The organism is Mesorhizobium sp. C416B (genome assembly GCF_030323165.1).
In the GTDB taxonomy this organism is placed as follows: Bacteria; Pseudomonadota; Alphaproteobacteria; order Rhizobiales; family Rhizobiaceae; genus Mesorhizobium.
The window spans coordinates 3,386,438-3,411,402 of sequence record NZ_CP100471.1 but is presented as its reverse complement, the minus strand read 5'-3'; the positions used below and the strand labels follow the sequence as shown (position 1 = coordinate 3,411,402).

At 63.4% G+C, this 24,965-nt stretch carries 23 protein-coding genes; 13 read left to right on the top strand and 10 right to left on the bottom strand.

Annotated elements, in window-relative coordinates; genetic code table 11:
• Positions 1 to 28 precede the first annotated feature (28 nt).
• From NLY43_RS16535 to NLY43_RS16520, 4 genes are all read left to right on the top strand, one after another.
• Entirely contained in the window at positions 29 to 934 is a 906-nt protein-coding gene (locus NLY43_RS16535) for a branched-chain amino acid ABC transporter permease (RefSeq protein WP_023695936.1), read from the top strand.
• A 197-nt stretch (positions 935 to 1,131) separates the two neighbouring features.
• Entirely contained in the window at positions 1,132 to 1,737 is a 606-nt protein-coding gene (locus NLY43_RS16530; RefSeq protein ID WP_023683517.1) for a TRAP transporter small permease subunit, read from the top strand.
• On the top strand, positions 1,734 to 3,512 hold the full coding sequence (locus tag NLY43_RS16525) for a TRAP transporter large permease (RefSeq protein ID WP_023683516.1): 1,779 nt from the start codon (positions 1,734 to 1,736) through the stop codon (positions 3,510 to 3,512). The genes NLY43_RS16530 and NLY43_RS16525 overlap by 4 nt, the downstream gene beginning before the upstream one ends.
• 33 nt (positions 3,513 to 3,545) lie before the next feature.
• Complete coding sequence (locus NLY43_RS16520; protein ID WP_023683515.1) at positions 3,546 to 4,574, top strand: zinc-dependent alcohol dehydrogenase family protein; 1,029 nt, start codon at positions 3,546 to 3,548, stop codon at positions 4,572 to 4,574.
• Positions 4,575 to 4,825: 251 nt separating this feature from the next.
• Here the strand turns inward: NLY43_RS16520 and NLY43_RS16515 are convergent, their stop codons facing one another.
• Entirely contained in the window at positions 4,826 to 5,935 is a 1,110-nt protein-coding gene (locus NLY43_RS16515) for a TRAP transporter substrate-binding protein (protein WP_023671351.1), read from the bottom strand.
• A gap of 294 nt (positions 5,936 to 6,229) precedes the next feature.
• On the opposite strand from NLY43_RS16515, the gene NLY43_RS16510 reads away from it, so the two are divergent.
• Entirely contained in the window at positions 6,230 to 7,003 is a 774-nt protein-coding gene (locus NLY43_RS16510; protein ID WP_023671352.1) for a gamma-glutamyl-gamma-aminobutyrate hydrolase family protein, read from the top strand.
• A 10-nt stretch (positions 7,004 to 7,013) separates the two neighbouring features.
• Here NLY43_RS16510 and NLY43_RS16505 read toward each other — a convergent pair whose 3' ends face one another.
• The 5 genes from NLY43_RS16505 to NLY43_RS16485 form a co-directional block, all read right to left on the bottom strand.
• Positions 7,014 to 7,424 (bottom strand): hypothetical protein, encoded by a 411-nt coding sequence (locus tag NLY43_RS16505; RefSeq protein WP_023683514.1) that lies wholly within the window; start codon positions 7,422 to 7,424, stop codon positions 7,014 to 7,016.
• A gap of 82 nt (positions 7,425 to 7,506) precedes the next feature.
• Entirely contained in the window at positions 7,507 to 8,490 is a 984-nt protein-coding gene (locus tag NLY43_RS16500) for a 2-hydroxyacid dehydrogenase (RefSeq protein WP_023671354.1), read from the bottom strand.
• Entirely contained in the window at positions 8,487 to 9,509 is a 1,023-nt protein-coding gene (locus NLY43_RS16495; RefSeq protein ID WP_023671355.1) for a LacI family DNA-binding transcriptional regulator, read from the bottom strand. Before NLY43_RS16495 ends, NLY43_RS16500 begins: the two co-directional genes overlap by 4 nt.
• 67 nt (positions 9,510 to 9,576) lie before the next feature.
• Positions 9,577 to 10,461, bottom strand: a complete 885-nt coding sequence (locus NLY43_RS16490; RefSeq protein ID WP_032996845.1) for a DMT family transporter — start codon at positions 10,459 to 10,461, stop codon at positions 9,577 to 9,579.
• A gap of 193 nt (positions 10,462 to 10,654) precedes the next feature.
• Positions 10,655 to 11,596 (bottom strand): LysR family transcriptional regulator, encoded by a 942-nt coding sequence (locus NLY43_RS16485; RefSeq protein WP_023711336.1) that lies wholly within the window; start codon positions 11,594 to 11,596, stop codon positions 10,655 to 10,657.
• A gap of 128 nt (positions 11,597 to 11,724) precedes the next feature.
• On the opposite strand from NLY43_RS16485, the gene NLY43_RS16480 reads away from it, so the two are divergent.
• Positions 11,725 to 12,513 carry an alpha/beta fold hydrolase gene (locus tag NLY43_RS16480; RefSeq protein ID WP_023711335.1) on the top strand — a complete coding sequence of 263 codons (789 nt, stop codon included), beginning with the start codon at positions 11,725 to 11,727 and terminating at the stop codon, positions 12,511 to 12,513.
• On the opposite strand, the gene NLY43_RS16475 is transcribed toward NLY43_RS16480, so the two are convergent.
• Complete coding sequence (locus NLY43_RS16475) at positions 12,510 to 12,917, bottom strand: DUF2000 family protein (RefSeq protein WP_023711334.1); 408 nt, start codon at positions 12,915 to 12,917, stop codon at positions 12,510 to 12,512. The genes NLY43_RS16480 and NLY43_RS16475 overlap by 4 nt on opposite strands.
• 46 nt (positions 12,918 to 12,963) lie before the next feature.
• On the opposite strand from NLY43_RS16475, the gene NLY43_RS16470 reads away from it, so the two are divergent.
• Positions 12,964 to 13,827: an AraC family transcriptional regulator gene (locus NLY43_RS16470; protein WP_023711333.1), complete on the top strand. Its 864-nt coding sequence runs from the start codon at positions 12,964 to 12,966 to the stop codon at positions 13,825 to 13,827.
• A 10-nt stretch (positions 13,828 to 13,837) separates the two neighbouring features.
• Here NLY43_RS16470 and NLY43_RS16465 read toward each other — a convergent pair whose 3' ends face one another.
• Positions 13,838 to 14,308, bottom strand: coding sequence for a MarR family winged helix-turn-helix transcriptional regulator (locus NLY43_RS16465; protein WP_023671361.1), 471 nt, complete (start codon positions 14,306 to 14,308; stop codon positions 13,838 to 13,840).
• Positions 14,309 to 14,729: 421 nt separating this feature from the next.
• Here NLY43_RS16465 and NLY43_RS16460 point away from each other — a divergent pair, with 421 nt between their 5' ends.
• Both NLY43_RS16460 and NLY43_RS16455 read left to right on the top strand, forming a co-directional pair.
• Entirely contained in the window at positions 14,730 to 15,782 is a 1,053-nt protein-coding gene (locus NLY43_RS16460; protein WP_023711332.1) for a CobW family GTP-binding protein, read from the top strand.
• 249 nt (positions 15,783 to 16,031) lie between these two features.
• Positions 16,032 to 17,006 carry a WD40 repeat domain-containing protein gene (locus tag NLY43_RS16455; protein ID WP_023711331.1) on the top strand — a complete coding sequence of 325 codons (975 nt, stop codon included), beginning with the start codon at positions 16,032 to 16,034 and terminating at the stop codon, positions 17,004 to 17,006.
• A gap of 1 nt (position 17,007) precedes the next feature.
• Here the strand turns inward: NLY43_RS16455 and NLY43_RS16450 are convergent, their stop codons facing one another.
• Positions 17,008 to 17,460: a hypothetical protein gene (locus NLY43_RS16450; protein ID WP_023683507.1), complete on the bottom strand. Its 453-nt coding sequence runs from the start codon at positions 17,458 to 17,460 to the stop codon at positions 17,008 to 17,010.
• A 155-nt stretch (positions 17,461 to 17,615) separates the two neighbouring features.
• Here NLY43_RS16450 and NLY43_RS16445 point away from each other — a divergent pair, with 155 nt between their 5' ends.
• From NLY43_RS16445 to NLY43_RS16430, 4 genes are all read left to right on the top strand, one after another.
• Positions 17,616 to 18,998, top strand: a complete 1,383-nt coding sequence (locus NLY43_RS16445; RefSeq protein ID WP_023711330.1) for an aspartate aminotransferase family protein — start codon at positions 17,616 to 17,618, stop codon at positions 18,996 to 18,998.
• Positions 18,999 to 19,033: 35 nt separating this feature from the next.
• The gene (locus NLY43_RS16440) at positions 19,034 to 20,419 is read left to right on the top strand and encodes a glutamine synthetase family protein (protein WP_023711329.1); all 1,386 of its coding nucleotides are present in this window, start codon (positions 19,034 to 19,036) and stop codon (positions 20,417 to 20,419) included.
• A 119-nt stretch (positions 20,420 to 20,538) separates the two neighbouring features.
• Entirely contained in the window at positions 20,539 to 21,774 is a 1,236-nt protein-coding gene (locus NLY43_RS16435; RefSeq protein WP_023700413.1) for a putative DNA modification/repair radical SAM protein, read from the top strand.
• Positions 21,775 to 21,776: 2 nt separating this feature from the next.
• Positions 21,777 to 23,243, top strand: a complete 1,467-nt coding sequence (locus NLY43_RS16430; protein WP_023711328.1) for a UdgX family uracil-DNA binding protein — start codon at positions 21,777 to 21,779, stop codon at positions 23,241 to 23,243.
• Between the two features lie 276 nt (positions 23,244 to 23,519).
• On the opposite strand, the gene NLY43_RS16425 is transcribed toward NLY43_RS16430, so the two are convergent.
• Positions 23,520 to 24,800 carry a glycerate kinase type-2 family protein gene (locus NLY43_RS16425; protein ID WP_023711327.1) on the bottom strand — a complete coding sequence of 427 codons (1,281 nt, stop codon included), beginning with the start codon at positions 24,798 to 24,800 and terminating at the stop codon, positions 23,520 to 23,522.
• Positions 24,801 to 24,965: the final 165 nt, after the last annotated feature.

The following is a 24,965-nucleotide window of genomic DNA, read 5'->3' as shown; positions in this document are numbered from 1 at the left end:
GCGGGCTCCGGCGCCCGGAAAGCTGTCTATGCTCTATTTCTTCCAGCAGGTGCTGAACGGGCTGCATTCCGGCGCGCTCTATGCGCTGCTTGCCTTCGGCTACGTGCTGACCAACGGCATCCTGCACCGGACCAATCTCGCCTACGGCGCGCTGTTCGCCTTTTGCGGCCAGACGATGATCCTGACCGTGGCCTTCGGCTATCAGGTATTGTGGCTGACCTTGCTGGCGGCAGTGGTGCTCGGCGTCGTCACGGCTTTCCTTTATGCCGCGCTGATCGGCCACGTGCTGTCGCGCAGCGTCTTCGAACCGCTGGCCGACCGCACGCCCAATGCCATTGTGGTGACGACGCTCGGCATCCTGCTGGTGCTGTCGGAAGCAAGCCGTATCGCCGCCGACACGCATGATTGGTGGCTGCCGCCGATGCTGGCGCAGCCCATCGTTTTTGCTCAGGATGCCGGCTTCCAGGCGACGCTGACGCTGATCCAGCTCATCGATTGCGCGGTGGTTCTGGCGGCAATCATGCTCGCTGCATGGGCGTTTGCCCGCTCGGGCTTCGGCCGCCGCTGGCGCGCCGTCTCCGACGATCCCAAAGCGGCTGCCATGTGCGGCGTGGACGTGCGCGCAGTGTTCCGGCATGCGGTGCTGTTCGGCGGTTTCTGCGCCGCGCTGGCCGGAATCATGGCCGCCCTTTACTACGGCAATGTCAGCTTCGGCTCCGGCCTCGTCTACGGGCTGAAAATCCTGTTCGTGACGGCGGTGGGCGGCTATCTCTCTCCGCCTCGGGCCGCGCTCGGTGCGGCCGCCTTCGGCATGGCGGAGTCGCTATGGGCCGGCTATTTCCCGATCGAATGGCGCGATGGCTGGATGTATCTGTTCCTGGTCGCGGCACTTGTGCTGATCGGTCCCGGCCGCGACCAGCAGAAGATCGCCTGATCGCCGCATCCGCTGTCAGACTTTGGTTGCATGACGCAGCAGCCGGTCGGCACTTATCCCCTGCCTCCCGTCACGACGGCGTTGATCGCGCCCATGCCATGTTGACCCGCCGAACCACGCACGGCATACCGTTGGGCCACAGCGGCGCGACGGAAAATAGGGGAGCCGGCGCGCCTTCGACCTCAGGGAGGAAATGCATGGCAGGGCTGCTCGCTCTATCCAGAACGATCGACCGTATGAACGAGTTCATCGGCCGGTGGATATCGTGGCTGATCCTGCTGGCAATCCTGGTCAGCGCCGCCAATGCCATCATCCGCAAGGTCTTCGACGTCTCGTCGAATGCCTGGCTGGAACTGCAGTGGTATCTGTTCGGCGCCGCCTTCATGCTGGCCGCCGCCTACACGCTGAAACAGAACGACCATATCCGCATCGACATCGTCTACGGCATGTGGTCGCGCCGCGTGCAGCACTGGATCGACCTGCTCGGCCATGTCTTCTTCCTGATGCCGTTTGTGACGCTGATGGTGATCTATTTTGTACCCTACGTGTCGCTGTCGTTCCGCAGCGGCGAAATGTCGAACAATTCCGGCGGCCTGATCATCTGGCCGGCCAAGGCGATCCTGCTCGTCGGCTTCTTTCTGCTGGCGCTGCAGGGCATCTCCGAGATCATCAAGAAGATCGCCATCATGCGCGGCGACATGGACGATCCCAATCCGTTCATCTCGGTGCACGAACAGGCCGAGCTCGAGGCGAAAGCCCTTGCCGAAGAAGCCAAGGCGCTCGCCCAGGAGGCGCGCCCATGATCGAGTTCATCGCCCAGAACATGGCGCCGATCATGTTCGCCTCGCTGATCATCTTCCTGCTGATCGGCTACCCCGTCGCTTTCTCGCTCGCCGCCAACGGCCTGATGTTCTTCTTCATCGGCGTCGTGCTGTCGCCCTATTCGGGCGGCTCGATCAACCTGGCGTGGCCGCTGCTGCATGCGCTGCCCGACAATTTCTACGGCAGCCGGGTGATGTCGAACGACACGCTCTTGGCAATCCCGTTCTTCACCTTCATGGGCATCGTGCTGGAACGATCGGGCATGGCCGAGGACCTGCTCGACACGATCGGCCAGCTGTTCGGCCCGGTTCGCGGCGGCCTTGCCTATGCGGTGATCTTCGTCGGTGCGCTGCTTGCCGCGACCACGGGCGTGGTCGCGGCTTCGGTCATCGCCATGGGCCTGATCTCGCTGCCGATCATGCTGCGCTACGGCTATGACCGACGACTGGCGTCGGGCGTCATCGCGGCATCCGGCACACTCGCCCAGATCATCCCGCCGTCGCTGGTGCTGATCGTTCTGGCCGACCAGCTCGGCCGTTCGGTCGGCGACATGTATGCCGGCGCGCTGATCCCCGGCCTGGTGCTGACCGGCCTTTACACGCTCTACATCCTGATCATGTCGATCGTCCGGCCGAACTCGATGCCGGCGTTGCCGCTGGCGGCCCGCACGCTTGGCCACGGCGTGCTGTCGCTGCTCGCGGCACTGCTGGTGGCAGTCGCGGCTTCCTATGCGGCCTATCGCTACCTTGCGCCGGCGCATGGCGACAATGCCGATATCCTTGGCGCCAGCATCGGGGTGATCCTGATCTATATCGTGGCGATCGCCGACAAGGGCCTGAACATCAACATGATGTCCAGGTTGGCGCAGCAGGTGATCATCGTTTTGATCCCGCCTCTGGCGCTGATCTTCCTGGTGCTGGGCACCATCTTCCTCGGCATCGCCACCCCGACGGAGGGCGGCGCCATGGGCGCCGTTGGCGCCCTGGCGATGGCGGCAATGAAGGGGCGGTTGTCGCTGGATGTCATCAAACAGGCGCTCGCGTCGACCACGAGGCTTTCCTCCTTCGTGCTGTTCATCCTGATCGGCGCGCGGGTGTTCTCGCTGACCTTCTACGGCGTCAACGGCCACGTCTGGGTCGAGCATTTGTTGACGTCGCTGCCGGGCGGCGAAGTCGGCTTCCTGATCGGCGTCAACATCCTGGTCTTCGTGCTCGCCTTCTTCCTCGACTTCTTCGAGCTCGCCTTCATCATCGTACCGCTTTTGGCGCCGGCTGCCGATAAGCTCGGCATCGACCTGATCTGGTTCGGCGTGCTGCTCGGCGTCAACATGCAGACCTCCTTCATGCATCCGCCTTTCGGCTTTGCGCTGTTCTACCTGCGCTCAGTCGCCGCGCGCGTGCCCTATCTCGATCGCCTCACCGGCAAGCAGATCGCGCCGGTGACCACCGGCCAGATCTATTGGGGCGCCGTGCCCTTCGTCTGCATCCAGGTGATCATGATCGGGCTGACCATCGCCTTCCCGCAAATGGTCATGCGCTACAAGGGTGCGGCCGTCGATCCGGGTACGATCGAGATCAACTTGCCTGATATGCCAGGCCTTGCGCCTCTCGGCACACCACCACCAGCCAACGGTGGTCCATCACCTGCGGCGCCACCGTCGAACGATCTCTCGCAGCCGCCGAATTTCGGCGAGACGCCGCCCGCCAAGCCGGCGGCGCCGGCGACCGACCTGTCGCAGCCGCCGAACTTCAACTGATGTGTGAACACTGAGAACCTGAGTGAGGATGTTATGAGAGCCGTGCGCCTGGAAGCGGTGGGCAGCATTGCGCTACGGGAGGTCGACAAGCCTGTTGCGGGACCGCAGGACGTTCTGGTGCGCGTCGAAGCCTGCGGCGTTTGCGGCACCGACCGTCACCTCCTCCACGGCGAATTCCCTTCGAGCCCGCCGGTGACGCTTGGTCACGAATTCTGCGGCATCGTCGAGGCTGTCGGCGACGCGGTTTCCGGCATCGCCATCGGTGACCGTGTTACCGGCGATCCCAACATCTTCTGCGGACGCTGCAGTCATTGCCGAGCCGGCCGCGTCAATCTGTGCAGCAATCTCAGGGCCATCGGCATCCATCGCGACGGCGGCTTCGCCGACTACGTCGTGATGCCGCAGAGCCAGGCCTTTCTTCTGCCTGCGAACCTCAAGCCAACGCATGGCGCCTTCTGCGAGCCGCTGGCCTGCTGCCTGCACGCTGTCGACCTCGCCGGAATCAGACCCGGCGCTGCCGTGGTGGTGCTTGGTGGCGGCGTCATCGGCCTGCTTACCGTGCAATTGGCGAGGCTCGCAGGAGCGGCGACCATCATCCTGTCGACGCGGCAGGCCTCCCGCCGTGCGCTCGCCGAAGAGCTCGGTGCAACGGCGACGGTCGACCCAAACGCGGTCGACCCGATCGAGGCGATCGCCGGCCCAACCGGCCTTGTGCCCGGCGGGGCCGACGTGGTGCTCGAATGCGCCGGTGTCCCCGATACCGTCGAACAATCGATGCGGCTGGCGAAGTCCGGCGGCTCGGTGGTGATCGTCGGCGTGATGCCGCAAGGCGTGAAAGTGCCCTTCGAACCGTTCGACATCCTGTTTCGCGAACTGAAGGTTCTCGGCTCGTTCATCAACCCCTTCACCCACAGGCGGGCGGCGGACCTTGTCGCGTCCGGCGCAATCGAGATCGACAAGCTCATCTCAAGGCAGGTCGGCCTGGAGGAAGCCGCCTCGGTGATCGCCAATCCGGCAGCGCCCGGCGAGGTCAAGGTGTTGGTGGTGCCGGGCATGGAATGAAGGGCAGCCTCAATCCTGCGGCGTTGGCGATTGGCGAAACGGCGATGACCGCGCCCCTCTCCCCGTCACTATACGGGGACAGGATGCCGGCAGGCAGGTGAGGGGTAGCGTCAACGCTCGGAAAAATAAGCTGTAATTTCGGGGCGGCTACCAAGCCCAAGGCGATCGATCGCCGAAGTTTGCGCCGCCCCTCATCCACCTGCCGGGACCTTCTCCCCGTATAGTGACGGGGAGAAGGGACAGATCCCAGCCTACAGTTTGCCGTTGCGCTGCTGGACCATCATGAAGGTGTCGTAATTGTACTCGGCCACCTGCGCCCACAGATAGTGCTCCTTGCGGAAGCCCTTGATCGAGTCCCAGATCTTCTTGAACGGTGCGTTGGTGGCTTCCATTTCGGTGTAGACCTCATTGGCCTTCTCGAAACAGGCGGCCATGATGTCCTGGCTGAACGGGCGCAATTTCGCGCCGCCGGCCACCAGCCGCTTCACCGCCGCAGGATTGAGAAAATCGTATTTCTGCAGCATGTTGGCGTCCGCCGCCTGCGCGGCGGTGTGCACAAGCGACTTGTAGGCGGGCGACAGCTCCTCGTACTTGGCCTTGTTGAACAAGAGATGGACGGTCGGGCCGCCTTCCCACCAGCCGGGATAATAGTAGTAGGGCGCGACCTTGTAGAAGCCGAGCTTCTCGTCGTCATAGGGGCCGACCCATTCGGCGGCGTCGATCGTGCCTTTTTCCAGCGCCGGATAGATGTCGCCACCGGCGATCTGCTGCGGCACGACGCCGAGCTTCTGCACCACTTTGCCGGCAAAGCCGCCGATGCGCATCTTGAGGCCGGACAGGTCGGCGACGGTGTTGATCTCCTTGCGGAACCAGCCGCCCATCTGCACGCCGGTGTTGCCGCCGGGCAGGCCGAAAAGACCCTGCGTGGCAAGAAACTCGTTGAACAGGTCGATGCCGCCGCCATGATAGTGCCAGGCGTTCATGCCGCGCGCGTTGAGCGAGAACGGCACCGCCGCACCGAGCGCCCATGTCGGGTCCTTGCCCCAATAATAGTATGACACCGTGTGGCAGGCCTCGACGGTGCCGGCAGTGGTGGCGTCGGCGGCCTGCAGGCCGGGCACGAGTTCGCCGGAGGCGAAGACCTGGACCTGGAAATTGCCGTCCGTCGCCTCAGACAGCATCTTGGAGAAGACTTCGGCGCCGCCATAGATCGTATCGAGTGACTTGGGAAAGGATGACGCCAACCGCCACGTCACTTTCGGATTGGACTGGGCGATTGCCGGTGCGGCTAGCGTAGCGGCAGCCGCCGCTGCGCCCACGCCGGTGACCCCGGCCTTGCGGATGAATGAACGACGATCCATGCAGTTCCTCCCTATTGGACCAACAACCGATATCAGGGACATCTCCTCACGTCCGGTATCGATTTGCCCGAAACAATACACGGGCAAAAGGTCGAGTCCAGCATGGTGGCGGGATTTGACGGCGGCGCTGGCGACAAATCCGCGGGCCGGCCGGCCAGCCTGCAACTATAGTCTAACGTTCGCCGCGTGGCCCATGCGAGATGGCGAAACTTGCCATGGAAAAGCGCCTTCGGATCGCCTATTTTGCAGGCACAATAGCTATTCGCTTCGCGCCAAATGGAATCCGGACCCAAAATGCACCAGCCGCTCGTCGCCATATCAACCGACGTCCGTCAGTTCGACAACTACACCTGGCATGCCGTCCCGCAGCAATATATCGAGGCAGCACTTTCCGGCGCCGGCGTGTTCCCGCTTTTGGTGCCGTCATTCGGTGACCGGCTCGACTTCGACGAGCTGTTGTCTTCGGTCGACGGTGTCATGGTCACTGGCTCGAAGTCCAACGTGCATCCATCGCTCTATGGCGGCGACGCCAGCGAAGCCAACGGCCCCTACGACCCGGCGCGCGATTCCACCACGCTGCCGCTAATCCGCAAGGCGATCGAGCGCGGCGTGCCGCTGCTTGCCATCTGCCGCGGCATCCAGGAGTTGAACGTTGCGCTGGGCGGCACGCTTGGCACCGAGATCCAGGAGCGCGAAGGCTCGCTCGACCATCGCGCGCCGGTGAGCGACAACCAGGACGAACGCTTCGCCATTCACCAGACCATTTCGATCAAGCCGGGCAGCTGCCTGGCCGGCGTGTTTGGCGCCGGCGACATCAAGGTCAACTCGCTGCACCGCCAAGGCATCGACCGGCTCGGCTCGAAGCTGCAGGTCGAGGCGGTTGCCGGCGACGGCACGGTGGAGGCAGTTTCGGTGAAGGACGCCCGCGCCTTCGCCGTCGGCGTGCAATGGCACCCCGAATACTGGGTCAAGTCGGACAACAACTCGGCCAAGATCTTCCGCGCCTTCGGCGATGCGGTGCGGCTGCATGCGGCGGCGAAGGCCGGCGCGCGGGCGGCGGCGGAATAAATCCCGACGATCAATTGCCGGCGGATTGATCCCGTTCGCCGGTTGTCGCCAGCGAAAGCAGCGGCGTGGCCGGAGCGTAGGATTCGTAGCCGTCGCCATCCGCAACCGAGAAGGTGACGATCGGGTCGGTGCCGTCGGCGCTGAACGCGATCGTGCCGTCCTCGCCCTCTCGCCAGAATTTTGCCCGCTCGATCCCCGGCAGCAACCCGCGGCAGTTCGGCGCCACGGTCAACAGCGACAGGCCATCGTCAATCGCGGCGCCGCGGCTAACCGCGCAGTCGCCTTCGTCGCCATTGGCGACCAGCCTGAAGGTGGTTGCCGGCCTTGCTTCATTGGCCGAACTTTCACTGCTGCCGCCGTGAAACAGCTGAAAGCCGGCGAAAAGTGCCGCTGCCGCAATCAATGCCGGAAGTTTCGTCATCTTGCACTCCGCGCCCCCCGGCGCAGATGCAGAATGATTCCAAAGCGTTAAGCCGACGTTAACGAGTGTGGCAGACAGCCGCTCAGCTTCGTGGCTTGACTTGCGCCGTCTCCGGCACCGGGGTCAGTGGCCGGCGCTCGCTGAACCAGGATACCAGATTGTCGACGCACAGATCCGCCATGGCGCGGCGCGTGTGGTGCGAGGCCGAACCGACATGGGGCAAAAGCGAGGTGTTGGGCGCCTCCAGCAAAGCCTTGGGCACATTCGGTTCATCGGCGAAAACATCGAGCCCGGCCGCGGCGATGGTGCCGTTGGCAAGCGCTGCGGCGAGGTCTGCCTCGTCGACCGTGCTGCCACGGCCGATGTTGACGAAAACGCCGTTGGCGCCAAGCGCCGCCAGGATTTCGGCATTGACCGCCTTCTCCGTGGAAGCGCCGCCCGGCACTACGGAAATCAGCGTATCGACCGCTTCGGCAAGGCCCTTCAGCGTCGGGTGGTATTCATAAGCCAGACCTTCGACCTTGCGCCTGTTGTGGTAGGCCACCGGCAGCCCGAACGCTTCCAGCCGGCGCGCAATGGCAAGGCCGATGCGGCCCATGCCGAAAATGCCGACATGCCGACCGCGCAAGGTCAGCCGGCTCAGGGGATAGTTGCCCTTCTTCACCCAACTGCCGTCGCGCAGCCATTTCTCGGCGTTGTAAAGTTCACGCACGGTGTTGAGCAAAAGGCCGATCGTGGTGTCGGCGACCTCCTCGGTCAAAACATCGGGGGTGTTGGTGACCATGATGTTTTTCTTGGCCGCATGGCCGGCATCGACCGAATCATAGCCGACGCCGAAGGAGGCGATGAGTTCGAGGTTGGGCAATGCATCCATCAATGCCGCATTGACGCCGGCAAAGGACGCAATGGCGCGCACGTCATGGCGCATCTCCTCGGTGACCAGGGCGGGATCGGCGCGCTCTATCTTGACCCGCTTGAAGGTGCGGTCGATGCGCTCGACCGCATGGTCGTTGAAATGTCCCGGCACCAGAACGGCGACGGTCTGCAACGCATCAGTCTTGGTCATGCACGCTCCACCGGCTTGCCGGTCGACTGGCGCACATGCAGTTCCGGCTTGATCAGTTCCTGTGACGGCCGTACCGCCTGTCCGTTCAGCTTGTCGAGCAGCGCGCTGGCGGCACGGCGGCCGACCTCTCGCTGGCCATTCCAGACTGTGGTGAGCGCCGGTGTCGCGATTGCCGCCTCCTCGAGATCGTCATAGCCGGTCACCGAGATGTCGGCGCCCGGCACCAGGCCGGCGCGGGCAATGCCGTTCATCAGGCCGATGGCGACCAGATCATTCCAGCAGCAAGCGGCGGTTGGCTTGTCTTTAAGCGCCAGAAACTGTCCAGCCGCCTCGAATCCGCCCTGCTTGGTGCGCGGCCCGGCGATGCGCCAGGACGGCCTGACCTCAAGCCCGGCGGCCTCCATGGCGTTGAGATAGCCCTGGTAGCGGTCGCGCCCGGTCGAGGTCTGGTCGGTGCCGCCGATCATGGCGATGCGCTTGTGCCCGAGCGAGATCAGATGATTGGTGGCAAGTGCCGTGCCATAGGCATCGTCGCCGCGAAACACCGGCACGTCGGCGCCTTCCACGCTGCGTGCGATCAGCACCGCCGGCAGGCCGTTTTCCTCGGCCATGACGATGTCGGAGGCCGGCGTGCCGATGGCCGGGGACATGATGACGCCGTCGGCGCCGAGCTGCAGCAGCGTGTCGATGAAGGTGCGTTGCTTTTCCAGCTGGTCGTAGTGATTGGACAGGATGAAGGTCTGCCGGCTGCGATCGAGTTCGCTCTCGATCGAGCGCAGGATCTCGGCGAAGAACGGGTTCATGATGTCATGCACGACGACGCCGACAATGCCCGAGCGCGAGGTGCGCAGTGAGGCGGCGCGGCGGTTGTAGATATAACCGATGGCCCGCGCATGTTCCTTGATGCGGTCACGCGTGGCGCCGGCGACCAGCGGGCTGTCGCGCAGTGCGAGGGAGACCGTGGCCGTGGACACGCCAAGCGCATCCGCGATCGTCGAAAGCTTGATCTTTTGTGCCAGCCCTTCGCTCCCCGAGTTTTTTTAAAATTTTTTAAATGCGGCGTTATGCCATCGGATTCGGAGCAAATCAAAGTTTTTTCGCCAGCGCCTCCGCCTCGGCATCGACGGTCGTGCGATTGCGCAGCCGCAAACGGTGCTCGCGATGGATGATGTAAAGGCCGCTGGCGACGATGATGGCAGCACCCACCAGCGTCCAGCGGTCGGGGAACTGGTGGAAGATGATCCAGCCGGACAGGATCATCCAGACCATCTGCGAATAGGGGTACGGCGCCAGCGCCGTGGTAGTCGCCAGGCGGTAGGCCTGCACCAGCAGCCAGTGGCCGCCGGCGCCGAACACGCCCAGCATCATCAGTATGAACCAGTGCCAGCCATCCTGCGGCAGCCCATGCGAGAACGGCAGCATCGGCAGAAGCAGCACGGCCGGCGCCAGCGCCGAAAACAGGATCAGGCTTTCCGAGGTTTCGCTGGCTGACATCCGCCGCGTCATGATGACGTAAAAACTGTTCGACAGCATCGAGCCGAGCGCGAAAAGATGGCCGATGCCGAACACGCCGATGCCCGGCCTTGTAATGACGAGCACGCCGACAAAGCCCGACAGGATTGCCAGCCAGCGCCGCCAGCCGGCCCATTCACCAAGCAGCGGTCCGGCAAGGGCGGTGATCACCATCGGCCCGAAGAAGTAGATCGAGGTGGTCTCGGCCAGTTGAAGCGTTTTGAGCGCCATGACGTTGCACATGGTCGAGCCGAACAGCAGACCGCCGCGCAGGATGTGGGCCGGCAAATTGTTGGCGCGGAAGCGCGACGGCTCGCGCCAGCCGCGCAGGAAGACGCCGACAAGCAGGACATGGACGGTGAAGCGGGCCCAGGCGACGATCAGCGCCGAGACGCCGGCCAGGACCAGATATTTGCTCGATGTGTCGAGAAAGGTGAAAAAGACATAGGTGGAAAGCATGAACAGCATCGCGGCGGGCGGCGTTGCGCTTTCGTCTGATCTTGCGGGAACGTTCAATGTCAGGCCGGGCAGGGAGGAGCAACGCTTAACCTTTGCGGCAATCGCCTGCGCCCGGCAAGCCAAAAGCGACTGGCACAACAGGCGTCTGAGACAGGTTCAGCGCAGGCCAATCCGATGCCCAATCCGATGCCAGCTAAGGCGCCTTGCGTTCCGCTGCGACGTTCTGACATCCCGGTGCTTTGCCGTCGGATGCCATTTGCGCCTGGAGATGAAGCCACAACGCCTGGGCGACGGGTCCATGCGGTCGGTCGCGCCGGCGCACCGCCGCCAAGGTCTCCGTCCGGCCGGGCAGATGTGCACCAGCGATCGAGATCAGCCTCCTATCCCGCAGTTCATCCTCGATCAGCCATCCCGGCAGATGGCCCCAGGCCAATCCGTGAAGGATCAGTTCCTTCTTCATCAGATGATCCGGCGCCGAGCACTGATGCGCACCGTCGACGAGGAAATAGCTCTCCGGCGACGGCCGCCGCGCCGTGTCGCGGATCACGCACTGGGTGAAGGGCCGCATCTGCTCCGGCGCAATCTCCCGGCCAGGCGCGAAGGGCAGGAACCCAGGCGCCACCACCGGCACGAGCGTCACCGCGCAGAGATCGATCCGCTCGAGATGCGGATCGGAAGGATCCGCGCGATGGAAGACGAGGTCAGCCTCGCCTTCCATCAACCGTTCGAGCGGACCGCCGATCGCCTCATACTCCAGACGCAGGCGTGTCCTGGTGCATTCGGCAAAGAAGCCGCTGAGCATAGGCAGGATTTGCGGTCGCGGGCACAGATCACCCATGACGACACGCAGGACCGTCTCCTCGCCACTCGCCAACTGGCCCGCATAGGTTCGCAGATGGTCGAGCTCGCGCAATGTCAGCTGCGCTCGCGCGCGAAACTCGCGGCCCGCCTCCGTCAGCCCCACCCGATATCCGCTGCGGTCGAGAAGTGTGAGCCCGAGCAACTGCTCGAGGCGTGCAACAGCGGCGAAGACGGATGGATGCGATCGGTTCAAGGCAAGGGCGGCCGCCTGGAAGCTGCCCTCGCTTGCCACGGCGTCAAAGCACCGTAGGTCGTGGAGTTTCAGACCATTCATTATAGTCAAAACCTACTGAGATTGTCCAATCATAGTAATTTTCCTGGATAATTACGAGGCCTAGGGTGGCTCATTCAAAGGGCGGCGGGAGCATCGAACTCCTTTCGCCAGGGTGAGATGAGGACCAGATGACTGACACGCTTTATTTTACGACGGGCGACGGCTGCCGGATCGCCTATCAGCTGGCGGGGGCCGGCCCTGTGCTTGTGCTCTCGAATTCCATTGCGACGAACCTGCATATGTGGGACCGGCAGCTTGCGGAATTTGCCGGATCTTTCCGGGTGCTGCGCTATGATCTGCGCGGCCACGGCAGTTCCGATGCTCCGGCCGGAGCCTATTCGCTCGATCGGCTGGGCCGCGACGTCCTTGAGCTGCTGGATGCGCTTCAGATCGCCCGCGTGCATTTCTGCGGGCTGTCGCTGGGCGGCTTCGTAGGGCAGTGGCTGGGTATCCATGCCCCGGACCGCATCGAGCGTCTCATCCTTTCCAACACCTCGCCGCATCTCGGGCCGGCGTCTTACTTTGATGAGCAGATCGGTACTGTCCTTGCAGCGAGCAACATGTCGGCCACCGCGGATATGTTCATGCACAACTGGTTTCCCGCCTCGATGCTTGTCGGCCCAAACGAAACCGTCGACGCGTTCCGCGCGATGGTCCTGGCGACGCCGCCCCAAGGTCTCGCGGGATGCTTCGCCGCCGTACGCGATTGCGATCTGCGCCGGACTGTCTCCCTCATTACCGCGCCCACCCTGGTGATCGGTGGAGAAGACGACAAGGTAACGCTGGCAAGCCACAGCGAGGCGATCGCAGCCAGCATCCCCGGCGCCACGCTTACACTGCTTCCGGGCGTCCATATGCTGAACGTCGAGCGGCCGACTGAATTCATGAGCGCCGTTACACGCTTCCTGCTGAATTAGGCGTGCATGCGGGCGCCCTTGGTGATCTTGTCGACGAGTTTCTTGTCGGTACGCAACGCGATGCCGACGATCTTGGCGTCCTCAGGCCCGAACTCGGCGAAGACCGCGCGGTTGGCCGCATCGAAGCCGGTGGCAAACATCTCCTCGACATAGGCTGACCCCGTCACGCCCCGCTCCAGCGCCTTCCGGTGGATGGAGTTGAGCGTCGGCCCATCGGCCGAAAGCACGATGACCGGCTGGATCGACAGAGGATTGTAAAGGTTGCCGGCGCGGTCGCGGTAGGGTTCGCCGATAATGCCGGGGAATTGCGCGACGATGCCGCTGGTCAGGAAGGCGGCGACGTTGAGCTTTTGCCAGACGGCGAGATCGTCCCGCAGCACGATTGCAAATTTCGTATCGAACACCAAAATGAGGACTCCGGAGCACGCCCATGAAGGGCAGGGATAGGTGATGACGCACGATCTAGAAGGTGAGGCGACGCAGGGTCTTGAACGTTCGTGCGCGGATGAAGACCGGATCGTGTCGGCGCCTGTTACCGCTGGCATCGAGCGCATCGAGGCGCATTTCCATGGCAACGCCTTCGACCTGCACCGTCATGATACACTTGCCGTCGGCGTGACGCTTTCCGGTGTGCAGCGCTTCCACTACAGGGGCACTGTCAACCACAGCCTGCCCGGCCAGGTTATCGTGCTGCATCCCGACGAAGTGCACGATGGCGGCGCCGGGACCGAGGATGGTCTGCGCTACCGGATCCTCTATCTGGAACCGTCACTGCTGCTCGACTGCCTCGACGGCGCGCCGCTGCCTTTCGTCAGGGATGCTGTGGTCAGCGATCCTGCCTTGCGTGGCACGCTGCTTTCGGCTCTGGCGCCGCTCGACGAGGAACTGGACGAGCTGTTCGTCGCCGATTTCGTTGCGGAGCTGGCGCAGCATCTGGGGCGTCATGCGGGACAGAAGGCAAAGCCGATGGGGAAGTCGGCCTCGCGTGCGGCGGCGCTGGCGCGCGGCTATCTCGAGGAGAATGCCGAGCGGTCCGTTCGTTCCGATGAGCTGGAAGCCGTCACCGGGCTCGACCGCTATGCGCTGTCACGCCATTTTCGCGCGACCTATTCCACCAGCCCGCATCGGTTCCTGCTGATGCGCCGGCTGCAAAAGGCAAGACGGATGATCGAGGTGGGCGAGCCGCTGGCCGAGATTGCCGTTGGCGCCGGCTTCAGCGACCAGAGCCATTTCAACAGGCATTTCAAGAAAGCATTCGGCCTGACGCCCGGCCGCTGGTCGACCCTGGTGCGCGGGCCTTCGGTAGCCGCCTAGGTCAGGAAGATCAATCGTCGATGTCGCCATCGTCGTCGACAAGCACCAGCTCCTCGTTCGACAAATTGGCCTCGATGCGGGCGAGCAGCTTGAACAGCGTCTTCTGTTCTTTCTTGTCGAGGCCCTTCAACGCCTGCTTCTCGGTCTTCTTCACCGACTTCTCGATGGCGTGGATGATCTCGCGGCCGGTGTCGGTGAGAAAGATATGCGCCTGGCGTGCATCCGCGGAAGAGGCGCGCTTTTCCAAAAAGCCCTGGGCCTGCAGCCGGTTGATGGTCTTGGTGATGGTCGGCGGGCGCACGCCGAGGCGGCCGGCGAGATTGCCGGGCGTCTGGCCGTCCTCGCGGTCGAGCGTCAGCATGATCTGGTCCTGGCCGGCATAGAAGCCGTGCGCCAGAAGCCGCGCCGCCAGCGCGGTCCTTGCCAGCCTTGCCGCCGAATGCAGCCGGCTCATCGTTGCAGTCTTGTCCGCCTTGGCCATGGTGATCCCTCTTCGGCCGTACCGGTGCGTGCAGCATAGACGCAGCCGGCCGGTTGGCAATCGACGATCAAAAAGATTCCGGCTTTCGAAACAGCTTTGCCGGCAAGCATTTGTGGTGCTCGAAATGGTGATGCCAGATGTTTATTTCAGTTAGATGACAAACGAGTTTCCGCCAAGGCGATTGCAACGGTTTGACGCGGCGCGGCTTAGCACAGATCAACGAAGAGGCGTTTCCAGCGACACGTTGATGGTCGGCATCCCTTGCACTCGGCCTCTCGGGTCTACCCATCCGCTTCGTCAATCCTGGGTCAAACACCCAGGCGGTTTGCCTCGTGCAAAAGGCCGGCACACATCCTATATCAGGCCAACAATCCCTTCTTGCGGCCCGCAATTCCGTGGCCCAGCCATTTCGAGGCAAGATATGAGCGAAGCACAGACGCAAATCCCCGTGACCGTTCTCACCGGCTATCTCGGCGCCGGCAAGACGACGCTGCTCAACCGCATCCTGTCGGAAAACCATGGCAAGCGTTATGCCGTCATCGTCAATGAATTCGGCGAGATCGGCATCGACAATGATTTGATCGTGGAATCCGACGAGGAAATCTACGAAATGAACAATGGCTGCGTCTGCTGCACGGTGCGCGGCGACCTGATCCGCGTCGTCGAAGGCCTGATGCGCCGTCCCGGCCGCTTCGACGCCATCGTCGTCGAGACCACCGGCCTCGCCGATCCTGTGCCGGTGGCGCAGACCTTCTTCATGGACGACGACGTGCGCTCCAAGACCAAACTCGACGCTGTCGTGGCCCTGGTCGACGCCAAGCACCTGCCGCTCAGGTTGAAGGATTCCAAGGAAGCCGAGGACCAGATCGCCTTCGCCGATGTTGTCGTGCTGAACAAGACCGATCTGGTGACGCCCGAAGAGCTGGCCAAGGTCGAAGCCACCATCCGCGCCATCAACCCGGCGGCCAGGATTCACCGCACCACGCGCGCCGGCGTGGCGCTGTCCGAAGTGCTCGACCGCGGCGCCTTCGACCTGTCGCGCGCATTGGAAAACGATCCGCATTTTCTCGAGGCGCACGATCATGATCACGACCACCATGATCACGACCACGATCACCACGACCATGATCACGACCATCATCATCACGATCACGCGCATCCCTCCGAGATCCATGACGTGACCGTACAGTCGGTGTCGCTGCGCGGCGGCGAGATGGACCCGAAGAAATTCTTCCCGTGGATCGAGAAGATCACTCAGATGGAAGGTCCCAACATCCTGCGGCTGAAAGGCATCATCGCGCTCAAGGGCGACGACGAGCGCTATGTCATCCAGGGCGTGCACATGATCATCGAAGGCGACCACCAGCGCGCTTGGAAAGACGGCGAAAAGCATGAGAGCCGGCTGGTGTTCATCGGCCGCGAGCTTGACGCCGAACGGCTGAAGAAGAGCTTTGACGCCTGCCAGGCGGCTTGATTTCCGGACTCTATGGCGCTAGCGCTGCCCGCTCTTCCTTCTCCCCTTGTGGGAGAAGGTGGCCTCGCGAAGCGAGGTCGGATGAGGGGTGCTCCAGCTCGGCACCGACGGCGATCCGTTCAACACCCCTCATCCGTCTCGGCGCTGCGCGCCGATCCACCTTCTCCCACAAGGGGAGAAGGTTGACGCCAGGCCTGGCCGCCTCAGTGGCTTCCCGGGAGTGGTGACAGCTTCATTGGAATGGTCCTGATGCCCACAGTTGCTCCCCTCGACCTGGAAGGTCACTGCCTTGCCGCCGTCTTCCTCGACAACGTGCCGCATTTTGCGCTCGCCGATGGGACAGTTCATAGGCTCGACAACGGCCACAAGACAATTCAGGCCAATGACGGCCTGCTCTCCACGTTCCATGACGCCGCCAACGACCGCCTGATCACCGGCGGCGAGGACGGCAAGATTTTTGCCGTTGCCGCCGGCGGCAATGTCAGCGAACTCGCCAGCGCCGGCAAGAAGTGGATCACCAGCGTCGCCGCCGGGCCGCAAGGCGCTATCGCCTATGCCACAGGCAAGACTGCGTTCGTGCGCTTTGCCGACGGCAAGACCAAAGAGTTTGCCCATCCACGTTCGGTCGAGGGGCTGGCCTTCTCCCCCAAGGGCATGCGCTTCGGCGTCGCCCGCTACAATGGCGCGACGCTGCATTTCCCGGCCGCCGAGGGCAGACCGGTGGAGCTGGAATGGGCCGGCGCCCATACCGGCGTGACCTTCTCGCCGGATGGCGCCTTCCTCGTCACCACCATGCAGGAAAACGCGCTGCATGGCTGGAAGCTCGCCGACGGCAAGCACATGCGCATGACCGGCTATCCCGGCAAGGTCAAAAGCCTGTCGTGGAGCGTGAAGGGCAAGTGGCTGGCGAGTTCCGGCGCGCCGGCGGCGATCGTCTGGCCGTTTTCGGGCAAGGACGGCCCGATGGGCAAGGCGCCGCTGGAGCTCGGCACGCGCGGCAACGCCATGGTGACATCGGTTGCCTGCCATCCGAGCCAGGATGTCGTCGCCGTCGGCTATGATGACGGCATGGTCATGGCGGTGCGCTTTACCGATGCCAAAGAGGTGCTGTTGCGCCGCCCGGGCATGGGCGCCATCACCGCGATGATGTGGGACAAGGAAGAGCGCCGGGTCGCCTTCGGCAGTGCCGCCGGCGACTGCGGCGTCATCGATATCTCGGCGTGACCTATTCGGCTCCGCACGACACCTTGCCGGTCAATTCTTTCGGCTTGCCGTCCTGTTCCGTGTCGGCGGCGTTGTCGTAGACGGCAAGCGTGTACCGGCCGTCATAGACGCCCTCGTCACTGGTCTTGGTCAGGATCGTCAGTTCGACAGAGTTGAATTTATCTCCGAGCTGATGCTCGTGGTAGACGTTCAGCCGCAACTCCTTGTCGTCCAGCCAGTACTGGGTGAGGTCGGAATCCTCGAAGACGGTCTTGCGCAGACTGTCGCCTTCCGGCCGGCCAAGTATCTCGAGATCGCCGCGAAAATTGAAGGTCGGGCCGCCCATACCTCTGGTGACCCCGGCGCCGACCTCGAATTGCACCGCTTTGTCATCGACGGAACACCAGACGCCGCCCGATGCGGAAGCCGCAGCGGCCGACAAGAGTAGCGCAATAGCGCAGATGATCGTCCGCATTTTTCTCCCCAAACCACAGACCCGATCGCATTGGCGCCCGACTGCGCCGGAAGGTCAAGTCTGCCGAACTTGCTGCTGACCCAATGCAGCGCACCAACACGGCCAATTGCGGTTGCCGTCGCCAATTGGGTAGTGTGCCGGCCGAGAGGGATTTCATGTACAGCACGAACAGTTCAAAGGCGTCCATTGGCGGTATCAGCCGTGACCGCATCGCTGCATTGCGGACAAGCGAGGCGAACACCTTCCGCAAGGCGCGGCCGAAATCGCAGGCCAAGGTCGGTAACGGCCTGCCAGGCTTCTTCGGCGGTGTGCCGATGCACTGGATGAACGACTGGCCGACGCCATTCCCGATCCTGGTCGAAAGCGCCAAGGGCGCCGCCATCACGGATATCGACGGCAACAGGCTGGACGATTTCTGCCTCGGCGACACCGGTTCGATGTTCGGCCATTCGCCGCCGCCGGTGGCGCGCGCCATCCGCCGCCAGGCCGGGCGCGGCCTGACCTATATGCTGCCTTCGGAGGATGCGCTGGCCATCGGGCCGCTGCTCACACAGCGTTTCGGTCTGCCGTTCTGGCAGATCGCCACCAGCGCCACCGACGCCAACCGCTTCGCGCTGCGTGTTGCCCGCGCTATCACCGGTCGGGAAAAGATCCTGGTCTTCAACGGCTGCTATCACGGCTCGGTCGACGAGACGATGGTCCGGCTGGTCGACGGCAAAGCTGTCAACCGGCCGGGCCTGGCGGGCGAATTCCGCGACCTGACCAGGACGGCGAAGGTCATCGAATTCAACGATGTTGCTGCACTGGAAGCGGCGCTCGCCGACCGCGATGTCGCCTGCGTCATCGCCGAGCCGGTGCTGACAAATTCCTGCATGGTGCTGCCCGATCCGGGTTTTCACGACGCCTTGCGCAAACTGACGCGCGCGGCCGGAACGCTGCTGCTGATCGACGAGACCCACACCATCTCGACCGGCCCAGGGGGCTACACCAGAAAATTCGGGCTGCAGCCCGACCTTTTCGTGCTGGGCAAGCCGATCGCCGGTGGCGTGCCGGCAAGCGTGTGGGGCATGAGCGACGAGGTCGCCTCGCGCTATGCCGACTACAACCGAACCAAGGAGCCGGGCTATTCCGGCATGGGCACGACGCTGTCGGCGAACCCGCTGCAGTTCGCAGCCATGCGCGCAACGCTCGAAGAGGTGATGACGCAGGAGAATTATGCCCGGATGGATCGCCTCGCCCTGCGGCTCGATGCCGGGCTGACCGGCGTCATCGATCGCTACAATCTGCCCTGGCATGTCGCCCGCGTCGGCGCCCGCGTCGAGTTCATCTGCGCCCCTGGCCCGCTCAGGAACGGCGCCGAAGCCGAGACTGCCCATGCGCCGGAGCTTGAGGCGGCTATCCATGTCGCGCTGGTCAACCAGGGCGTGCTGATCGCGCCCTTTCACAACATGATGCTGATCTCACCGGCCACCACCGGCGCCCAGGTCAACCGGCTGATCACCGCCTTCGCCACGGTTGCGGCAAGGCTGACGGCATGAGACAAGCTGCCAAGCCAAACTCGAGTACACTAATCATGACTTCACCTTCGGGCTCGACGCCCGCCGAGGCGCAAGCCTTTCTCGACGCCCATCCCGAAATCGAAGCCTTCGATATCGTCTTGACCGACGCCAACGGGGTCGGCCGCGGCAAGATCGTGCGCCGGCATGAGCTGAAAAGCATCTTCGAGGGCGGCCGCCACATGCCGATCTCGATCCTCGGCCTCGACATCACCGGCGAGGATGTTCACGAAACCGGGCTGATCTGGACGACCGGCGATGGCGACCTCAGGGCCTGGCCGATCCCCGGCACCCTGGTGCCGCTTTACGGCACGAACCCGCCGCGCGGCCAGTTGCTGATGGCGATGTACCATCTCGAGGGACAGCCTATGTCGTCGGACCCACGGCTGGCGCTGGCCAGGCAGGTCGACATCTTGGCGGCCAAGGGCCTCTATCCCGCCGGCGCCTTCGAACTCGAATTTTTCCTGCTTGCCAATCAGCGTGACGCCGACGGCAAGGTAAAGCCGGCGGACGCCGTGCTCGACGGCCGCCGCTCGGCCAAGACGGAAGTCTATTCCGTCGACCATCTGCACGGCATGGAGCCGCTGTTTTCCGACATCTATGCCGCGGCTAAGGCGCAAGGCATTCCGGCCGAAACGGTGATTTCCGAATACGCGCCCGGCCAGTACGAGCTGACGCTGAACTATCGCAAGGATGTCATGCGGGCGGCCGACGACCTCGTCATGTTGAAGCGGCTGGTGCGGGCGCAGGCGCGCCGCCATGGTGTCACCGCCTGCTTCATGGCCAAGCCGATCGAAAAATACGCCGGCTCCGGCATGCATTTCCATGTTTCGTTGCAGGACAAGAACGGCCGCAACGTTTTTGCCGAGGCTGGCGGCGAAAGCTGGTCGCTGCCGCTGCTGCAGGGGCTCGGCGGGCTGATCCAGACCATGGCCGAATCGATGCTGGTGTTTGCGCCGCACGCCAATTCCTGGCGGCGCTTCGTCTCGCAGTCCTATGCGCCGGTGGCGCCGACCTGGGGCGTCAACAACCGTTCGGTGGCGCTGCGCATCCCGGCGGGCGACGCCAAGAACCGGCGCATCGAGCACCGGCCGTCGGGTGTCGACGCCAATCCCTACCTGATCGCGGCAACGGTGCTGGCCGGCATCATCAAGGGTCTGGATGAAGGCCTCGACCCCGGCCCCGAAACCACTGGGAATGGCTATGAAGCCGCCATCACGCGCACGACCATGCCGGTCGACTGGCGCGCTGCGATCGAGGCGGCGCGGGCATCGAGCTTCCTGAAAGAGGCGCTTGGCGAGGATCTGCATCGCACCTTCGTGGCGATCAAGCAGTCGGAGTATCTGCGCGTCGCCCGCACCGTCAGCGAGCTGGATTACCACCTCTACCTCCATGAGGTCTGAGAGACCGCCTGGAACTCGGGCAGTCGTCCTGCTAGCCCGACGATCAGGCGGCGATTACTTTTTCGCCGCCTGCATCAAATGAGGTGGCGCTGCAGCCTTCAAGAACATATCATGAACGGATGAGCGCACCTACCGTCCGTGAAAAGCTGGCAATCCTGTCTGACGCCGCCAAATACGATGCTTCCTGCGCCTCGTCCGGCTGGGCGAAGAAGGATTCGCTCCAATCCGGCGGTATCGGCTCCACAGAAGGCATGGGCATCTGCCATTCCTACGCGCCGGATGGCCGCTGCATTTCGCTCCTGAAAATCCTGCTCACCAATTTCTGCATTTACGATTGCAGCTACTGCATCAACCGCTCGTCATCGAATGTGCGCCGCGCCCGCTTTAGCATCGACGAGGTGGTGAAGCTGACCATGGATTTCTACCGGCGCAACTACATCGAGGGCCTCTTCCTGTCCTCCGGCGTCATCCGTTCGCCCGACGAGACCATGGCCGAGATGGTGGAGGTGGCGCGGCGGCTGCGGCTGGACGAAAAATTCTCCGGCTATATTCATCTGAAGACCATTCCGGAAAGCTCGGCCGAACTGGTCGAGCAGGCCGGGCTCTACGCCGACCGGCTGTCTATCAACGTCGAACTGCCGACCGATGAGGGCGTCAAGAAACTGGCGCCGGAGAAGAAGCCGGAAACGATCCGCCTTTCCATGGCGAACCTGCGCCGGAAGATGGAGGAAAAAGCCGAGCCGACGCTGAGGACCAAGAAGCGCGAACGCTTTGCGCCCGGAGGTCAGTCGACGCAGATGATCGTCGGCGCCGACAAGACATCCGACGACGGCATCTTGCACACCAGTGCGCGGCTCTATGGCAGCTACCATCTGCGGCGCGTCTATTACTCCGCCTTCAGCCCGATCCCGGATTCGTCATCGTCGCTGCCGCTGCAGAAACCGCCGCTGATGCGCGAGCACCGGCTCTATCAGGCCGACTGGCTGATGCGCTTCTACGGCTTTTCGCAGCCGGAAATCCTCGCCGGCAGCAGCGACGGCATGCTCGATCTCGCCATTGACCCCAAGCTCGCCTGGGCTTTGCGCAATCGGGCGAGGTTTCCCGTCGACATCAACCGCGCCGATCGGGAAGCGCTGCTGCGGGTTCCGGGTCTGGGCACCAAGGTGGTGGCGAAGATCCTTGAAACCCGCCGCCACCGACACATGCGGCTGGAAGATGTCGGACGGATCTGCCATTCGATCGCCAAGCTGAGGCCCTTCATCATCGCCGAAGGCTGGTCGCCGGGTGGACTAACGGACAAGACCGGCTTGCGCGACACGATCGTAAAGTCCTGCGAACAACTGTCTCTGTTTTGACCATGCAGCCGGCCCAGCTCGACCTTGCCCGATACACTGTCCGGCTAGCGAGCCAGACCGATTTCGCCGGTTGGCGCGATGCGGCACGGCGTCTGGCGCTGAATGAGGTCCGACCTGAGGATATTAGTTGGGGTGTCGGGTCCGACGCCAATGATACTCAAGATGCCTTGCCGGCGGTGCCAGAGGGCGCGCAGCTTACCGTCCCGCGCGAGTTCATCGCCCATGCCGAAACGGCCTTCTGCCACTCCGACCCCGGCCGGTTTGCCTTTCTCTACTGGATGCTTTGGCGCCTGCGCACCGAGCCGAAACTGCTGGCGATCGCATCCGATCCCGACACCAGGCGGCTCGAAGCCATGGAAAAGGCGGTGCGGCGCGACAGCCATAAGATGCATGCCTTCGTACGCTTCCGGAAGATCGGCGACGGCGAGAACGAGCGCTACGTCGCCTGGTTCGAGCCGGAGCATTTCATTGTCGAGCGCAACGCGGATTTCTTCGTCCGGCGGTTCACCGGCATGCGCTGGACCATCCTGACGCCCTATGCCTCCGCCGACTGGAACGGCGAAAGGCTGGCGATCGGGCCGGGTGCGGCCAAGGGCGATGCACCCGATCAGGACGACACCGAGGCGTTGTGGCTGACCTATTTCGAAAACATCTTCAACCCGGCGCGGCTCAAGGTGAAGGCGATGCAGAAGGAGATGCCGAAGAAATATTGGCGGAACCTTCCCGAGGCCTCGCTCATTCCAGATCTGATCGCAGGAGCGGACGAGGCCGCCAGGGATATGATTGCCAGACTGCCGACAACGCCGGCGCCGCACCACGCCAAGCTGCAGGCGAAACATTGGCCGAAGCGCGAGCCGGCCGAGGCGCCGGACGATGACGCCAACACCATTTCCGAGCTACGCGAAGCCGCGAAAGGCTGCCGCCGCTGCCCGTTGTGGCGCGACGCGACACAGACCGTGTTCGGCGAGGGGCCGGATGATGCCAAAGTGGTCTTCGTCGGCGAACAACCGGGCGATCAGGAAGATCTCGCCGGCAAACCTTTTGTCGGGCCAGCGGGCAAAGTGTTCGATGCAATTCTCGATGACGCAGGCGTCGACCGGCAAAAAGTCTACGTCACCAACGCCGTCAAGCACTTCAAGTTCGAGCCGCGCGGCAAGCGCCGCATCCACTCGAAGCCAAATACCGGCGAAGTCCAGGCCTGCCGCTGGTGGATCGGCCGGGAGCTTGAGCTGATCAAGCCGGACCTCGCCGTGGCGCTTGGGGCAACGGCGGCGTTGTCGCTGCTGGGCAAGGCCATTGCCGTGACGAAAATGCGCGGCCAGTTGATCGAACGCGATGATGGCTTGCGCGTGTTCATCACCATCCACCCCTCCTTTATTCTGCGTATTCATGAGCCCGCGGACAAGGAGGCAGAGCGCGAGCGGTTTCTCAGGGATATGAGAGAGGTGAAGCGGCTGATGGGGTCGTGAGATGAGCGAAAGCCTCAGCGACATCGTCATCCGCGGGCGGAGCAAGGAGTGAAGCGACGCAGCGCAGACCCGAGGATTCATGCCGCGACGTTTGGACGCTGCTACGGTGCAGAATTCTGCTCCGCTGCGCTCGACGGCTAACATCACGGAATGGACCCGGGGCTTCGCGACGGAGCTTCGCTCCTGCTTCGCCCAGGGATGACGAAGCTGAGTGGCTTCAGCCAATCACCTACGGTCGTGAATCCAACGTTGGAAACTTCGGCCGCCACGGCCGAATTAACTGATTAGGATTGCCCTCAGATCATTCACATTCGTACCCGTCGGCCCCGGCACGAACAGATCGCCGATCGCGTTGAACGCCGTCCAGGCATTGTTGCCGGCCAGCATCGCCTTGGCGTCGATGCCGGCGGCACGCATGCGCGAGACAGTTGAGCCATCGGCAAAGGCGCCGGCATTGTCTTCAGAGCCATCGATGCCGTCGGTATCGGCGGCCAATGCATGAATACCTTCCGCGCCGCTGATACCGATGGCAAAGGCGAGCAGGAATTCGGAGTTGCGGCCGCCCTTGCCCCTTTTTCCGTCAACAGGGGCCCGCAAGGTCACGGTCGTCTCGCCGCCGGACAGGATCAGCACCGGCTTTTTGAACGGCCGGTTGCGCGTCGCCACTTCGCGCGCAATGGCTGCATGCACGCCACCGACCTCGCGCGCCTCGCCCTCGATGGAATCGGAGAGGATGACGGCTTCGATGCCCTGCCGTTTTGCCTCAGCGGCTGCCGCTTCCAGCGACACGCCAGCCGAGGCGATCAGGTGCACTTCATTGCGTGAAAAGCGCTGGTCATCCGGATCTGGCGCATCGGCCTCTGGCGAGTTGATGTGCGCCATGACGGCGTCGGGCAGTTTCATACCGTAGGCCGCTATCGAGGCCAGCGCATCGGCGCGGTTGCCGGAGTCGGGCACGGTCGGGCCGGAGGCCACCAGGGCCGGGTTGTCGCCGGGAATGTCAGAGACAACCAGTGATACCAGTTTGGCCGGCCAGGCGGCAGCTGCCAGCCGGCCGCCCTTGATGGTCGAGAGATGCTTGCGGATTGTGTTCATCGCCGCGATCGGCGCGCCGGAGGCAAGCAGCGCCTCGTTGACGGCGATTTCGTCGGCGAGCGTCAGGCCGGCGGCAGGCGACGGCAGCAGCGCCGATCCTCCGCCCGATATCAGCGCCACTACCAGGTCGTCCGCAGTCAGCCCTTGCACCTTTTCGAGCAGGCGCCGCGACGCCTTAAGACCGGCAGCGTCCGGTACCGGATGTGCCGCCTCGATGATTTCGATGCGCTCGCATCTGGCGCCATAGCCGTAGCGGGTGACGACCAGCCCTTCGATTGGGCCATCCCACACCTTCTCGAACGCGGCCGCCATCTGCGCCGAGCCCTTGCCGGCGCCAATGACAATGGTACGGCCCTTGGGCCTGGCCGGCAGATGATCCCTGATGGTCCGTTCAGGATCGGCAGCGGCAACAGCGGCATTGAAGATCGAGATGAGAAAGGATTTGGGATCGAGCACGGTTATCCTTGGCCGTAACTGGCGGTTTTCAAAATGAGCAAACGTTGGCGCTGCCCCTCACCCTCACCCCGTGAAAGACGGGGAGAGGGGATCGCCAGCGCTCGAGCTTGTCCTTTCTCCCGTCACTATACGGGGAGAAGGTGCCGGCAGGCGGATGAGGGGCAGCGCCAA

Bases quoted from the DNA above. Each gene is read 5' to 3' on its own strand.
- NLY43_RS16465 (WP_023671361.1), bottom strand. From the start codon at position 14,308: ATGGCCAAGGCGGACAAGACTGCAACGATGAGCCGGCTGCATTCGGCG.
- NLY43_RS16505 (WP_023683514.1), bottom strand. From the start codon at position 7,424: ATGACGAAACTTCCGGCATTGATTGCGGCAGCGGCACTTTTCGCCGGC.
- NLY43_RS16530 (WP_023683517.1), top strand. From the start codon at position 1,132: ATGGCAGGGCTGCTCGCTCTATCCAGAACGATCGACCGTATGAACGAG.
- NLY43_RS16515 (WP_023671351.1), bottom strand. From the start codon at position 5,935: ATGGATCGTCGTTCATTCATCCGCAAGGCCGGGGTCACCGGCGTGGGC.
- NLY43_RS16485 (WP_023711336.1), bottom strand. From the start codon at position 11,596: ATGAATGGTCTGAAACTCCACGACCTACGGTGCTTTGACGCCGTGGCA.
- NLY43_RS16490 (WP_032996845.1), bottom strand. From the start codon at position 10,461: ATGCTTTCCACCTATGTCTTTTTCACCTTTCTCGACACATCGAGCAAA.
- NLY43_RS16525 (WP_023683516.1), top strand. From the start codon at position 1,734: ATGATCGAGTTCATCGCCCAGAACATGGCGCCGATCATGTTCGCCTCG.
- NLY43_RS16445 (WP_023711330.1), top strand. From the start codon at position 17,616: ATGTACAGCACGAACAGTTCAAAGGCGTCCATTGGCGGTATCAGCCGT.
- NLY43_RS16470 (WP_023711333.1), top strand. From the start codon at position 12,964: ATGACGCACGATCTAGAAGGTGAGGCGACGCAGGGTCTTGAACGTTCG.
- NLY43_RS16535 (WP_023695936.1), top strand. From the start codon at position 29: ATGCTCTATTTCTTCCAGCAGGTGCTGAACGGGCTGCATTCCGGCGCG.
- NLY43_RS16435 (WP_023700413.1), top strand. From the start codon at position 20,539: ATGAGCGCACCTACCGTCCGTGAAAAGCTGGCAATCCTGTCTGACGCC.
- NLY43_RS16440 (WP_023711329.1), top strand. From the start codon at position 19,034: ATGACTTCACCTTCGGGCTCGACGCCCGCCGAGGCGCAAGCCTTTCTC.
- NLY43_RS16455 (WP_023711331.1), top strand. From the start codon at position 16,032: ATGCCCACAGTTGCTCCCCTCGACCTGGAAGGTCACTGCCTTGCCGCC.
- NLY43_RS16430 (WP_023711328.1), top strand. From the start codon at position 21,777: ATGCAGCCGGCCCAGCTCGACCTTGCCCGATACACTGTCCGGCTAGCG.
- NLY43_RS16520 (WP_023683515.1), top strand. From the start codon at position 3,546: ATGAGAGCCGTGCGCCTGGAAGCGGTGGGCAGCATTGCGCTACGGGAG.
- NLY43_RS16480 (WP_023711335.1), top strand. From the start codon at position 11,725: ATGACTGACACGCTTTATTTTACGACGGGCGACGGCTGCCGGATCGCC.
- NLY43_RS16450 (WP_023683507.1), bottom strand. From the start codon at position 17,460: ATGCGGACGATCATCTGCGCTATTGCGCTACTCTTGTCGGCCGCTGCG.
- NLY43_RS16500 (WP_023671354.1), bottom strand. From the start codon at position 8,490: ATGACCAAGACTGATGCGTTGCAGACCGTCGCCGTTCTGGTGCCGGGA.
- NLY43_RS16460 (WP_023711332.1), top strand. From the start codon at position 14,730: ATGAGCGAAGCACAGACGCAAATCCCCGTGACCGTTCTCACCGGCTAT.
- NLY43_RS16510 (WP_023671352.1), top strand. From the start codon at position 6,230: ATGCACCAGCCGCTCGTCGCCATATCAACCGACGTCCGTCAGTTCGAC.